The sequence below is a fragment of the Actinomyces gerencseriae DSM 6844 genome, from assembly GCF_000429265.1.
GTDB classification, from domain to species: domain Bacteria; phylum Actinomycetota; class Actinomycetes; order Actinomycetales; family Actinomycetaceae; genus Actinomyces; species Actinomyces gerencseriae.
The window spans coordinates 136,817-149,215 of sequence record NZ_KE386871.1 but is presented as its reverse complement, the minus strand read 5'-3'; the positions used below and the strand labels follow the sequence as shown (position 1 = coordinate 149,215).

General features: G+C 72.4%; 12 protein-coding genes. 6 read left to right on the top strand and 6 right to left on the bottom strand.

What is annotated here, in order from left to right:
• Nucleotides 1-4: 4 nt before the first annotated feature.
• A complete protein-coding gene (locus tag G448_RS0110185; protein WP_034495043.1) occupies nt 5-2,224 on the bottom strand; it encodes an NADP-dependent isocitrate dehydrogenase in 2,220 nt (739 codons plus the stop codon).
• A gap of 184 nt (nt 2,225-2,408) precedes the next feature.
• Entirely contained in the window at nt 2,409-2,903 is a 495-nt protein-coding gene (locus G448_RS0110180) for a DoxX family membrane protein (protein WP_026407882.1), read from the bottom strand.
• A gap of 351 nt (nt 2,904-3,254) precedes the next feature.
• On the opposite strand from G448_RS0110180, the gene G448_RS0110175 reads away from it, so the two are divergent.
• From G448_RS0110175 to G448_RS0110150, 6 genes are all read left to right on the top strand, one after another.
• A complete protein-coding gene (locus G448_RS0110175) occupies nt 3,255-3,962 on the top strand; it encodes a sigma-70 family RNA polymerase sigma factor (protein WP_026407881.1) in 708 nt (235 codons plus the stop codon).
• Nucleotides 3,962-4,324, top strand: a complete 363-nt coding sequence (gene rsrA / locus G448_RS0110170; RefSeq protein WP_026407880.1) for a mycothiol system anti-sigma-R factor — start codon at nt 3,962-3,964, stop codon at nt 4,322-4,324. The genes G448_RS0110175 and rsrA overlap by 1 nt, the downstream gene beginning before the upstream one ends.
• A 104-nt stretch (nt 4,325-4,428) precedes the next feature.
• Entirely contained in the window at nt 4,429-4,503 is a 75-nt protein-coding gene (locus G448_RS19260; RefSeq protein WP_370538935.1) for a 50S ribosomal protein bL37, read from the top strand.
• 106 nt (nt 4,504-4,609) lie between these two features.
• Nucleotides 4,610-5,197 carry a riboflavin biosynthesis intermediates N-glycosidase gene (locus G448_RS0110165; protein ID WP_034495039.1) on the top strand — a complete coding sequence of 196 codons (588 nt, stop codon included), beginning with the start codon at nt 4,610-4,612 and terminating at the stop codon, nt 5,195-5,197.
• 239 nt (nt 5,198-5,436) lie between these two features.
• Nucleotides 5,437-6,027 carry a LysR substrate-binding domain-containing protein gene (locus G448_RS19255; RefSeq protein WP_084436645.1) on the top strand — a complete coding sequence of 197 codons (591 nt, stop codon included), beginning with the start codon at nt 5,437-5,439 and terminating at the stop codon, nt 6,025-6,027.
• A gap of 127 nt (nt 6,028-6,154) precedes the next feature.
• Nucleotides 6,155-6,436 carry a hypothetical protein gene (locus G448_RS0110150; protein WP_034495037.1) on the top strand — a complete coding sequence of 94 codons (282 nt, stop codon included), beginning with the start codon at nt 6,155-6,157 and terminating at the stop codon, nt 6,434-6,436.
• A gap of 100 nt (nt 6,437-6,536) precedes the next feature.
• Here G448_RS0110150 and G448_RS0110145 read toward each other — a convergent pair whose 3' ends face one another.
• The 4 genes from G448_RS0110145 to G448_RS16195 form a co-directional block, all read right to left on the bottom strand.
• Entirely contained in the window at nt 6,537-7,127 is a 591-nt protein-coding gene (locus G448_RS0110145) for a GDSL-type esterase/lipase family protein (RefSeq protein ID WP_026407875.1), read from the bottom strand.
• 295 nt (nt 7,128-7,422) lie between these two features.
• Nucleotides 7,423-11,241, bottom strand: coding sequence for a multifunctional oxoglutarate decarboxylase/oxoglutarate dehydrogenase thiamine pyrophosphate-binding subunit/dihydrolipoyllysine-residue succinyltransferase subunit (locus G448_RS0110140; RefSeq protein ID WP_026407874.1), 3,819 nt, complete (start codon nt 11,239-11,241; stop codon nt 7,423-7,425).
• A 421-nt stretch (nt 11,242-11,662) separates the two neighbouring features.
• Nucleotides 11,663-11,953, bottom strand: a complete 291-nt coding sequence (locus tag G448_RS0110135; protein WP_026407873.1) for a hypothetical protein — start codon at nt 11,951-11,953, stop codon at nt 11,663-11,665.
• Nucleotides 11,950-12,180 (bottom strand): hypothetical protein, encoded by a 231-nt coding sequence (locus G448_RS16195; RefSeq protein WP_245572287.1) that lies wholly within the window; start codon nt 12,178-12,180, stop codon nt 11,950-11,952. The genes G448_RS0110135 and G448_RS16195 overlap by 4 nt, the downstream gene beginning before the upstream one ends.
• Nucleotides 12,181-12,399: the final 219 nt, after the last annotated feature.

Below are 12,399 nucleotides of genomic sequence, written 5' to 3'. Positions count from 1 at the left end.
CGCCCTACAGCGCGTCGATGATGCGGTTCAGGGCCGTGGACGGGCGCATGACGGCGTCGGTCCTGTCCTGGTCGGGGCGGTAGTAGCCGCCGATGTCCACCGGCCTCCCCTGCACGGCGACCAGCTCGGCCTGGACGGCCTCGTTCGCGGCCTCCAGCGCCTCGGCCACCGGCGCGAAGCGCGCCGCCAGCTCGGCGTCGGCGTCCTGCACCGCCAGCTCGTGGGCCCAGTACAGGGCCAGCCAGGCGTGCGAGCCGCGGTTGTCGATCCCGCCCAGGCGCCTGGCGGGGGAGCGGTCGTCCTCCAGCAGCCTCGTCGTGGCGGCGTCCAGCGCGTCGGCGAGCACCGCGGCGCGCGCGTTGCCCCCGACCTCCGCCACGTGGCGCAGAGCCTCCGCCAGGGCCAGGAACTCGCCCAGGGAGTCCCAGCGCAGGTAGTTGTCCTCCAGCAGCTGGCGCACGTGCTTGGGCGCGGAGCCTCCCGCGCCCGTCTCGTACAGGCCCCCGCCGCTCATCAGCGGCACCACCGACAGCATCTTGGCGCTCGTGCCGACCTCCAGGATCGGGAACAGGTCGGTGTTGTAGTCGCGCAGCACGTTGCCGGTCACCGAGATCGTGTCCTCGCCGCGCCGCGCCCGCTCCAGGGACAGCCTCGTCGCGGCCACCGGGTCGAGGACGCGGATGTCGAGGCCCTCGGCGTCCTCCTCGGCCAGGTAGCGCTCGACGAGCCCGGCGACGACCCGGTCGTGGCTGCGCTCGGGGTCGAGCCAGAAGATCGCCGGGGCCCCGGTGGCCCGGGCCCGCGCGACCGCCAGGTGGACCCAGTCGCGGATGGGCGCGTCCTGGGTCTGGCAGGCGCGCCAGATGTCGCCCGCCTCGACGTCGTGCGACAGCAGCACCGTGCCCGGCTCGGCGCCGGCGCCCTCGAGGGCGACCACCTCGACGCGCCCGGCCACCGGGATGAGGAAGGTCTTGTCGTGGCTGCCGTACTCCTCGGCCCTGCGGGCCATGAGCCCGACGTTGGGAACCGTGCCCATCGTGCGCGGGTCCAGGGCGCCGTGCTCCTTGCAGTCCTCGATGACGGCCTCGTAGACACCGGCGTAGGACGAGTCCGGGATGACGGCCAGGGTGTCGGCCCTGCGGCCCTCGGCGTCCCACAGCTTGCCGCCGGCCCGGATCATCGCGGGCATGGAGGCGTCGATGATGACGTCGCTGGGCACGTGCAGGTTGGTGATGCCGCGGTCGGAGTCGACCATGCTCAGGCGCGGCCCGGCCGCCAGCTCGGCCTCGATGGAGGCGCGGATCGCCTCGCCCTCGTCCAGCCGGTCCAGCCCGGCCAGGATCGAGCCCAGTCCGTCCTCGGCGCGCAGCCCGGCGGCGGCCAGGGTCTCGCCGTGGGCGGCGAAGGTCCTCGGCAGCGCCGCGCGCACGGCGTGACCGAAGATGAGGGGGTCGGAGACCTTCATCATGGTGGCCTTCAGGTGCACCGACAGCAGGACGTCGTCGTTCTTCGCGGCGGTCATCGCCCCGGTCAGGAAGGAGTCCAGCGCGGCGGCGGACATGCGGGTCGCGTCGATGACCTCGCCGGCCGTCACCGGCAGCGACTCGCGCAGGACCCGCGTCCCCGAGCCGTCCGATGGCACGAGCCTGATCCGCAGCGAGCCCGCCTCGGGGACGACGACGGTGCGCTCGTTGTGGCGGAAGTCCCCGGTCGTCATCGTGGCGACCCGCGTCCTGGAGCCCGGGCTCCACTCGCCCATGGCGTGCGGGTGGGAGCGGGCGTAGGCCTTGACGGCGCTCGGGGCGCGCCGGTCGGAGTTGCCCTCGCGCAGGACCGGGTTGACGGCGCTTCCCTTGACCGCGTCGTAGCGGGCGCGCGCATCGCGGTCGGCGTCGGTGACCACCGAGTCGGGGTAGTCGGGAAGGTCCACGCCCTGGGCCCGCAGCTCGCGGATCGCTGCCTTGAGCTGGGGCAGGGAGGCGGAGATGTTGGGGAGCTTGATGATCGTGGCGCTCGGGGACCGGGTCAGCGCCCCGAGCGCGGCCAGGTCGTCGTCGGCCAGGTCGAAAGCGGCCAGAATGCGGTGCGCCAGCGAGATGTCGGCGGTGCCGACGCTCACGCCCGCGGCGCGGGCGAAGCCCTCGACGATCGGCAGGAGGGAGTGGGTCGCCAGCATGGGCGCCTCGTCCGTCCAGGTGTAGATGACATCGGGCTGGTCGCTCATGCGCACGTCCTTCGCTTGCGTCGTCGTGATGGGCCCACCTTAACGTGTGACCTCCGTCCCAGGCGTCGATGCTCGCTGGAGGAGACGGGCGGACGAGGGAGGGCGAGCGGTGAGGATGCGGTGAGGATGCGCGGCGGCCGACCGAGGGGCGCGGGCCCGGCCGCGAGGACGCGTATCGCAGATCTCACATGTGGTGATCGTGCACCGCCGCCCGGGCCGCGGCGACCACTTTCCGCCTCCGCTTGTGGCTCTCGATCCGCCACACCAGGGACGGGCGGCCCTCCCGGTCGACGGCGGCCAGCAGGAGCCCGGCGCCGACCGCGCCGCCGCGGGCCAGCCCCGACAGGGCCTGCTTGCGCGCCTCCTTGCCGCTGACCGCCCATACCGGGTTGTTGATCAGGGTGAAGGGGACGTTGAGGGCCGCCAGCACGGCTGCGCAGGTGCGCGGCGCCCGGCCCGTCGCCAGTCCCAGACCCGCTGCGACGCTCACCGCGCCGCAGGCCCGGGTGAGCATGCGGGCGTCCGCGGTGAGCACCGGCGGAAGCCCCGCCCTCTCCAGCAACGGCGAGACCTTCTCGAAGCGCTCTACGTGACGCGCGGGACGGGTGAGTGCGTCGATTCCGTCCAGGACGAAGGACGTGGCGAGCATCGGACGGGCGAAGGCGCGCAGAATGTTCATGACACCATCCTGACTCACGGGGGCGTCCGCGGCCAGGCTCCCGCAGCGCGTCCCGGTGCCGATCGTCCTGCTCACCGGGCGGGCATGCCGGGTGCTCGCGCGGACCGGGGTCGGGGAATGAAACCGGGCCGCCCTCCTGTTGGTCAGAACGTGACTGTGAGACCGTCGACTGGAGCGTCGACTCGGACGACGCCGAGCGGCGCGCCCGCCCCGCGCCGCCACCGCGCACCCGCCGGAGGGCGCCGGGCGGCCCTCCCGGATCGACCGGAGGGACGTCCCTCCGCCCTCGTGCGGAGCGTCCCGGGCCGTTCCGCCGGCGACCGCGAGCGCTCGGGGGCGCTAGGCTCGTGGATGATGACGGACACCGACGAGCCACGCCCCGACGGCGCTCCTCGCGCCAACGGCGAGGCGGCCACCGACCTTCTCACTGATATCGACCCCGACGGCTCCGGCAGTCTCGACCGTGCGCCCGAGGACGAGTCCGAGGAGGAGCGCGCTGCGCGCTTCGAGGCCGACGCCCTGCCCTATCTCGACCAGCTCTACGGCGCGGCCATGCGGATGACGCGCAACCCCGCCGACGCCGAGGACCTGATCCAGGACGCCTACGCCAGGGCCTTCGCCTCCTTCCACCAGTACCGTCCGGGCACGAACCTCAAGGCCTGGCTGTATCGGATCCTGACCAATACCTTCATCAACTCCTATCGCAAGAAGCAGCGCGAGCCGCTCCAGTCGGACGCCGACGCGGTCGAGGACTGGCAGCTGCATCGGGCCGCCTCCCACGACTCCACCGGGCTGCCCAGCGCGGAGAACATCGCTCTGGACGAGCTGCCCGACGAGGAGATCAAGGCGGCCTTCTCCGAGTTGAGCGAGGACCGGCGTCTGGCCGTCTACCTGGCTGATGTCGAGGGCTTCTCCTACAAGGAGATCGCCGAGATCATGGACACGCCCATCGGCACCGTCATGTCCCGCCTGCACCGCGGGCGCCGCCAGCTGCGCGAGCTCCTGGCCGATCATGCCCGTCAGCTGGGCTACACCACGACCCGGGAGGAGGGGCGCTGATGGGCGGATCGCAGGAGAAGGACGAGCCCTGCTCGTGCTCGGAGGCCCGTGAGCACCTGGAGCGCTTCCTCGACCACGAGTGCGACGTCGACCTGACCGCTCGCCTGGCCGAGCACGTGGCGACCTGCGAGCACTGCTCGCGCATCGCCGACGCTGAGACCCACCTGCGCGAGATCCTGCGGTCGCGCTGCGCGGAGCAGGCGCCGCCCGGGCTGCGAGCCCGGGTGCTGGGGAGGCTGTCGGTCATGCGGTCGACGACCTCGGCGGCCTCGATGACGTCGGTGACCTCGATGACGTCGGTGACGACCGCCGACGGCACGACGACGGTGCGCAGCCAGTCCGTCCACTACCGGCGCGGGTGATCGGTGCAACTGGGCGGGCGGGTGGCTTGCAATCGCGGACCTGTGCAAGGATACGACGTGTTCCGTGCCCCCTCGTGGGGCGGTCCATCCACGAGGAGGCAGTCATGAGCAAGCGCGGTCGTAAGCGTCGTGCACGCGCCAAGAGCAGCGCCAACCACGGCAAGCGCCCGAACGCCTGAGCCGGGGCGCGGCGTCGGCTCTCGCAGTCCGATGACGGCGGTGGCCGATCGCCCGCGTGGTGGTCAGCCACCGCGCGTCGGGGGTGCGTGTGACAGAATCGGCGGCATGAGGGCCGAGGACGTGCGCTGCGTCGAGGAGTTGAGTCGGGTGGTGCGCTCCGGGGGCCGAGTCGAGTACCTCCACTTCTGGAAACCCCGGGCCCGCCCGGACGGGAGCCTGGACGGTTCATGCTTGAGCCAGTGGTGGCCCTCCCCCTTCGAGGCCGACGGCGAGCGCTTCCCCAGCGCGGAGCACTACATGATGTGGCGCAAGGCCCGGCTTTTCGATGACCGGGGGCGAGCCGCCGAGATCCTCGCCGAGCCCAGCCCCGCCCGAGCTCGGGTGATCGGGCGCCGGGTCGCCGGCTTCGACCAGGAGACCTGGACGGCGCACCGCTGGGAGATCGTTGTGGACGCCTCGCTGGGTAAGTTCGGGTCGGACGCCGCGCTGGGCGACTATCTGCTCGGCACGCGCGATCGGGTGCTGGTGGAGGCCTCCCCGTTGGACCGGATCTGGGGCATCGGCCTGGCGGCGGACTCGGAGTTCGTCGAGGTGCCCTCCAGATGGCGGGGGCTGAACCTGCTGGGCTTCGCCCTCATGGAGGCCCGCGCCCGCCTCGCCCTGCTCTCCGCCTCTTCCCGTCGGGATCGATAGGCGCCCTCGTCGGGACCCGCCGGGTGCCGACGAGCGGAGGCCATGCCGCGCTGGCAGCGCTCGACGCCATCACCGCCGAGGCCCGACGCTGGTGCGCCCCCGGGCCGCGACCCGTGCACGTCGGCGTTTCCCCGCTCATCGGCGCGGATGTCGTCGCCCGCGCCCAGGACGCCGTCGCCGCCCTTCCCGGCCGTGGGGGGGAGCTCCCTCGTCCTGCATGAGGCCGATTTGTCCGAGCTGTGCACGGCCCTCGACGACGGCGGGCTCGACCTCATCGTCATCCCCGCCGTCCTCCCGCTCACTCGTTACCGGCATCGTGGCATCGGCGACGAGCCGGTCGTGCTCGTCGAGTCGGGAGACGATGGCGCGGGGGCGCCGACCGCGCCGACGGCGCCGGCGTTCTCGGCGCCGTCGATGTCGACGAGGTCGCGCGCCGCACTCTCCTCCTCGTCCCCGACACCTGCGGGCTGACGACCTTCACCCGCGGTCTGCTCGCCGACCGCGGGCTACCGCTTCGGGCCTACTCGGGGGAGGCCGCCAGCTACCGGGTCCTGGAGGACTGGGCCGGCATGGGACTGGGCAGCGCGCTCCTGCCCCGCTCGAAGGCGACCTCCGACTCGTGCACGCGCGCCGTGGTCGACGCCGACGGTGCGGCCGTCACGATCACCTACGAGGCGGCCTGGGACGGCACGTCGCCGATCGCGGACGAGCTCGAGGCGCTGGCCGAGCTCCTCGCCTCCGGAGGGGCGACCAGCGGCGAGCGCGGTCGGGGCGCGGATGCCGAGGAGGCGAGCACCGGGCGCGACGCCTTGGATCAACCCGGGGTATAACCTCGCGTGATATCGGCATCAGGGAAGAGCCTCTACCGGGGTCGCCGCGCCGATCCTACGGTGCGGGCAGTGGCGCACCGGCAGCCGGTCGAGCACCGAGACGCCACCCGATATCGAAGGAGCCATCATGACATATCTCCAGGTCACCATGACCATCAACCCGGACGACCGCGCCGCCGGCGCCAAGGTCTACTCCGACTACCTGCAGGAGTTCCTCGACACGGTCCCCGGCGCGAGGACCAAGGAGCTTCTCGTCCGCGATGAGGATGTCCAGGTCCTCCACGGCTTCGAGACCCCCGAGCAGGCCAACGCCTACCTGAGCAGTGAGCTCTTCACCACCAAGGTCGTCCCCGGTCTGACCCCGCTGTCCAAGGCCGACCCCGACATCCGCGTCTACACCGTCGCCTGATCCATCGAGATCGGCCGGCTCCGCCGCGGGGGACCGGTCCTGTGCTGTCTCGGTGCGGAGCTCGACCGGTCCGGGTGAGGGGGGGACTCCCGCGCCGCGCTCAGCTCGGCTGCTCCACGCCCAGCCACTCGTACCAGCCGCGGTGCAGCACCAGCCAGGCGAGCAGCCCGTAGCCGGCCTGACCGGGATGGTCGCCGTCGCCCGCGGCGACGTCGGTCATCCACTGGTCATGGTTGCGCAGCGGCTCGAAGGTCTCCACGTAGGGAACTCTGCGCCGATGGCACACCTCGGTCACCGCGCGCGACAGCGCCGCCGTCCCATCGGGATTGACCCCGGGCAGCGGCGGGGGCCCGACCACGAAGCAGGATCGCTGCTCACTCGCCGCCTTGTCCAGGATGTTGGCCAGGGCCAGCCGGCTGCGAGCGGGCGAGATGCCGGAGCCGACGTCGGCCGTCCCCAGCCCGATGACCAGGCGGTTGAGCCCGGTGTGGGTGGAGCGCAGGGTCACCTCGGAGGGCCATCGATCGGCGAGCTGAACCGTCGTCTCCCGGGGCACGGCCAGCGTCGTCCAGAAGGCGTCCAGGTCGCGGGGCGTGCGCGCCATGACGCGCCCGGCCCACCCCAGGGCCCGGGGATCGCCGTAGCCGGCCACGAGCTCGTCGCCGATGAAATGGATCCGAGTCTCGTCCACGTCACTCCTTCGCTAGCTGTCGTCGACGACCGGGTCGGTCTCCGGGCGCCGACGCGACCGCGGTCCGCCGTCGTGCGGTGGCCTGTGAAGACGACGCTACCGCGCCCCGGGCCCGGGTGCGGCCCGAGGACGGTGGCGCCGGCGCCCGCCCGCCCGGCGGGCCTCCGTCCCCCGGGTCCGGGCGCGGGGCGGCCGAGACCAGCGAGTGCTTTGACGGCGGCTACGACGGACCCGGGCCCGGGCGCGGGGCGGCCGAGGCGGCGGGCGCGGATGGCGGCCGGATGGCGAGCCCCGGTCACGACCGTTCGAACGCCGCCGCCATGAGCGCCGCCTGCTGGGCCCGGTAGGCGCCGACGCCGCCGACGGCCGGGGAGGCCGCCTCGGGAGGGGAGACGAGCCGCAGTCGTCCGGAACCGGTGATCGAAGCGGGTGCGTGCAGGGCGAGCCACGGCCACACCCCCTGGTTCGCGGCCTCGTCCTGGACGAAGACGAGCTCGGCGCCCGCGTAGGGCGCCAGTGCGTCGGCCAGCTCGGCCTCGGGAAGCGGGTAGAGCTGCTCGAGGCGGATGATGGCGGTCGAGGCGTCGCCCCGCTCGGCCCGTTCCTCGGCCAGCGCGTAGGACACCCGGCCCGAGCACAGCAGGACGCGGTCGACGCCCTCGCCCGTGGCGATCCGCTCATCGACCTCGCCGATGACCGGTCGGAAGGACCCCGAGGTGATGTCCTCCACCGGGGAGGTCGCGGCCTTGAGCCGCAGCAGCTGCTTGGGGGTGAGCACGATGAGCGGGCGGCGCGGACGGATGTAGGCGTGCTCGCGCAGCAGATGGCAGTGGTTGGCGGGTGTCGAGGGCATGACCACCCGCATGTTCCCCTGGGCGCACATCTGCAGGTAGCGCTCGATACGGGCCGAGGAGTGGTCCGGGCCCTGGCCCTCCTGACCGTGGGGCAGGAGCATGACCAGCCCGGAGCGCTGGCCCCACTTCTGGCCCGCGGAGGCGACGTACTCGTCGATGACGCTCTGGGCGCCGTTGGCGAAGTCGCCGAACTGGGCCTCCCAGATCGTCAGCCCCTCGGGGCGCTCCACCGAGTAGCCATACTCGAAGGCCAGGGCCGCGTACTCGCTGAGCAGGGAGTCGTAGATCTCCAGGGGCGCCTGGTCCGGGGTGAGGAAGCTCAGCGGCGTCCACTCCTCGCCGGAGGCGTGGTCGTGCAGGACGGCATGGCGCTGGGCGAAGGTGGCGCGACGGGCGTCCTCTCCGACCATGCGCACCGGCACGCCCTCCATGAGGAGGGAGCCGAGCGCGATGAGCTCGCCCAGGCCCCAGTCGATGCCGCCGGAGCGGCTGGCGCGCCGGCGCCTGGAGAGCATCGTCTCCAGCTTGGGGTGGACCGCGAACCCTTCCGGGTAGGCGGTCTGCGCGTCGCCGATCCGTTCGACGACGTGGCGCGGGACCGCGCTCGTCCAGCCGATCATCATGCCCTGGCCGGCTCGCTGGGAGGCGGGCACCTCCAGACTGGTGGGCTGCAGCCCGACCTTGGTGGGATCGGTGGCGTCGAACGCCTCGTCGGAGGGGACTCGGCCGGTGCCGGCCGTCCGCCCGTGGGCGGCGCGGGTCTCGGTGAGGATCCGCTCCAGCTCGTCGTGGAACTCGCTCTCGATCCTTCGGGCGTCCTCGGCCGTGATGTCCTCGCGCCCCACCAGGTCCGCGGTGTAGACCGCGCGAGTCGACGGCAGGGAGTCGATGAGCCGGTACATGACCGGCTGCGTCATCGAGGGGTCGTCCCCCTCGTTGTGACCGCGGCGCCGGTAGCAGATGAGGTCGATGATGACGTCCTTGTGGAAGGCCGCCCGGTACTCGTAGGCGCGGTGGGCGGCGCGGGCGACCGTCTCGGGGTCATTGGCGTTGACGTGGAAGATCGGCACCTGCAGGCCCTTGGCCAGGTCCGTGGCGTAGGTGGTCGAGCGGGCCGACGCGGCTCCGGTGGTGAAGCCGATCTGGTTGTTGACGATGATGTGCACGGTGCCGCCGGTGCGGTAGGCGGGCAGCTGACTCATGTTGAGCGTCTCGTAGACCACGCCCTGCCCGGCGAAGGCGGCGTCGCCGTGGACCAGGACGGGCAGTACCGTGTAGCCCCTCTCGCCCAGGCCGATGCGGTCCTGCTTGGCGCGCACGATCCCCTCGACCACGCCGTCGACCGTCTCCAGGTGGGAGGGGTTGGCCGCCAGGGACACGCGCGTGCTCACGCCGTCGGTGCCGGTGAACACGCCGTCGGTGCCCAGGTGGTACTTGACGTCCCCGGTGCCGGCGCCCTCGATGACGCTGGTGCCGTCGAACTCGTCGAAGACCTGAGCGTAGGACTTCCCCGCGATGTTGGTCAGGACGTTGAGACGGCCGCGGTGGGTCATGCCGATGACGACCTCGTCCAGACCGTCGTGGGCGGCCGCGTCCAGCAGCCGGTCGAGAGCCACGATGAGGGACTCCCCGCCCTCCAGGCTGAAGCGCTTCTGACCCACGTACTTGGTCTGCAGGAAGGTCTCGAAGGCCTCGGCCTGCCCCAGCTTGGTCAGGATCCGCCGGCGCTCGTCCGGGGTGATCGCCATCCACTCGCCCTCGAGGCGCTCCTGCCACCAGGCGCGCTGGGCGGGGTCCTGGATGTGCATGTACTCGATTCCGGCGGTGCGGCAGTAGGCCCGGCGAAGACGCGCGAGGATCTCGCGCAGGGTGGCGCGCTCGGTGCCGGCCAGGCCGCCCGTCGGGAAGGTGCGGTCCAGGTCCCACAGGCTCAGCCCGTAGGAGGACAGGTCCAGGTCCGGGTGGCGGCGCAGGCGGTGGGTCAGCGGGTCGGTGTCCGCCGCCAGGTGGCCGCGCTGCCGGAAGGCGTGGATGAGCTCGGCCACGCGCGCGGGCTTGCCGGTCTCCAGCTCGGGGTCGTAGGTGGTGTCGCGGGCCCAGACGACCGGCTCGTGAGGGATGCGCAGGGATCCGAAGATCCGCTCCCAGAAGCCGTCCAGGCCGAGCAGCTTGCGCTCGACGGTCCGCAGGAACTCGCCGGAGGCGGCCCCCTGGATGACGCGGTGGTCGTAGGTGGAGGTCAGGGTGACGACCTTGCCGACTCCCTGGCGGGCCAGGGTCTTCTCGCTGGCGCCGGCGAAGGCGGCCGGGTAGGACATGGAGCCCACTCCCACGATGAGGCCCTGGCCGGGCATGAGACGCGGCACCGAGTGGAGGGTGCCGATCATGCCGGGGTTGGTCAGGGTCACGGTGGTGCCGCGGAAGTCGTCCACCTCGAGCCGGCCCTCGCGCGCCCTGGCGACCAGGGTCTCGTAGGCGGCGACGAAGCCGGCGGCGTCCATGAGATCCGCCTTCTTGATGGAGGGCACCAGCAGACGCCGCTCGCCGTCGGGGGCGGGCACGTCGATGGCCAGGCCGAAGGCGACGTGGGCGGGCGCGTGGAGAGTGGGCCTGCCGGCGTCGTCGGTGGTGTACGAGACGTTCATGGAGGGCATCTCGGTCAGGGCCTCGACGACGGCCCACCCGATGAGGTGGGTGAAGGAGACCCTGCCGCCGTGGGTGTGGAGGAGGTGGCCGTTGATGACGGCGCGGTTCTCGATGAGGACCTTGGCGGGGATGTCGCGCGCGGAGGTGGCGGTCGGGATCGACAGCGAGGCCTCCATGTTCCGGGCGGTGCGGGCGGCGGCTCCCCTCATGCGCGAGTCGGTGTCCCGTCCGGAGCCGTCCTCCGGCGCGCCGGTGCGCCGGTGCTCCGTGCGCCGGGCGTAGGGCGACGTCGGCGGGGCTGCGTCCGAGGGCGGTGCGGGCGGCAGGTCGGAGCGGGTCACGTCCTGGACGGCCGGCGGCTGGCGGTGGGGCGGGGTCGCGGTGCCCGTGCGGGGGGCCTCGGTCGTGCCCGCGACTGCCCGCGGGTCGGGCGTCGTCGTGGAGCCGGCGGGGTCGGCAGCGTCCTCGGAGGGCTCGGAGGCGCCGGAGCCCTCGAACAGAGTCCGCCACTGCGGAGTCACCGAGGAGGGATCGGCGAGCCAGGCGTCGCGCATCTCCTCCACCATCCACTCGTTGGCTCCGAAGCCTGCGGCGGTGCCGTCCAGCGTTGACACGGTACCTCTTCTCCTCGTCCCGGGGTCTCAGCGGCATCCGTTCGCGGGATCGGCGGCGGGCGGGCCGCGGCGTCGAGAGGACCGGTGCCGCTGTGTCGCGCGTCATCGTACGGGCTGAGCAGTCACCGCGGTAGCAGAACACGGGACTAAAGACACATTTGTTTCGAGCGCGTGACGGTGGTGGCCGGGAGTGGCTCCCCGGACCGGCGCGCGTGTCAGGGGCCTCGGCGGCCGGGGGCGTCGCTCGGGACCGGGGCCGCGCTCGACATCCCCGCGGCAGGGGCCTCGGCGGCCGGGGGCGTCGCAGCGCCTTTCGGATCGCGACCGGGGCGCCGGCCCCGCACGCGGCGGGTGGCGGGGCGCCGGCGACGCGCACGGCCAATGGGCGCGCGCTCTTCGACGACCGGGTGATCTCGTGCGGTCAGTGGCGGGCAATCCAGGGAGGCCGGCCCGAGGGCGGTTCGTGGCTCTCCGGCGGGGTGGCGGTCCACCCGAGACCGTTGAGGACGTATGAGACCGTGAGATCGAGTAGACGCCGGTCACCCGCCGTCGGGGCGACAGCGGCATCGTCCTCGGGACGAACGGTGGCCGACCAGGAGTCGTGGCCGGCAATGCTCACCTGGAACTCCGGAGCGTCGGAGGTGATCATTCGGACTGCCCGAGTCAGCCCCGACGCGAAGCGGCGAGTCTGCTCGTCGATGCTCTCGATCATTCGCCGAGCAGGAGCATCACGTCGTGGTAGGCGCCGAAAAGACGCAGATCCTCCGACGGGTGGCTACCCGTGTACTCCTGGGCGAGGGCCGCATCCAGACTGCCGAAACGGCGTTCGAGCTCGCTGACGATGATCCTCTTGCGAGCCTCGAGCTCGTCCGGGCGAAGTGCTTGATGACGTCGCGCGGCGGTGCGACAGCAGTACTCACGGCTCGTCCTCCTGCGCATGGGCATCCCTCACGTCAAGGATGCGAGCCTTGTCAACCGGTGCGGAGCCGAACCGATCTCGGTGCGGAGCCGGACCGATCTCGGCGAAGGGGAGGAGGAGGCCGGCGTGAGCCTCCCCTTCGTGCCCCCGCTCCCCGGTGATAGCGTGCGAGCACTATGCGATCGGCATTCCGGCGGGCCCGCGGACGCGTCCCCCGCCACCATCCGGAACCTGACCAC

What these genes read in the sequence shown, in the direction of transcription:
- G448_RS0110135 (WP_026407873.1), bottom strand. Translation starts at nt 11,953, where the DNA reads ATGATCGAGAGCATCGACGAGCAGACTCGCCGCTTCGCGTCGGGGCTG.
- G448_RS0110150 (WP_034495037.1), top strand. Translation starts at nt 6,155, where the DNA reads ATGACATATCTCCAGGTCACCATGACCATCAACCCGGACGACCGCGCC.
- rsrA (WP_026407880.1), top strand. Translation starts at nt 3,962, where the DNA reads ATGGGCGGATCGCAGGAGAAGGACGAGCCCTGCTCGTGCTCGGAGGCC.
- G448_RS0110185 (WP_034495043.1), bottom strand. Translation starts at nt 2,224, where the DNA reads ATGAGCGACCAGCCCGATGTCATCTACACCTGGACGGACGAGGCGCCC.
- G448_RS16195 (WP_245572287.1), bottom strand. Translation starts at nt 12,180, where the DNA reads ATGCGCAGGAGGACGAGCCGTGAGTACTGCTGTCGCACCGCCGCGCGA.
- G448_RS0110165 (WP_034495039.1), top strand. Translation starts at nt 4,610, where the DNA reads ATGAGGGCCGAGGACGTGCGCTGCGTCGAGGAGTTGAGTCGGGTGGTG.
- G448_RS0110180 (WP_026407882.1), bottom strand. Translation starts at nt 2,903, where the DNA reads ATGAACATTCTGCGCGCCTTCGCCCGTCCGATGCTCGCCACGTCCTTC.
- G448_RS0110175 (WP_026407881.1), top strand. Translation starts at nt 3,255, where the DNA reads ATGATGACGGACACCGACGAGCCACGCCCCGACGGCGCTCCTCGCGCC.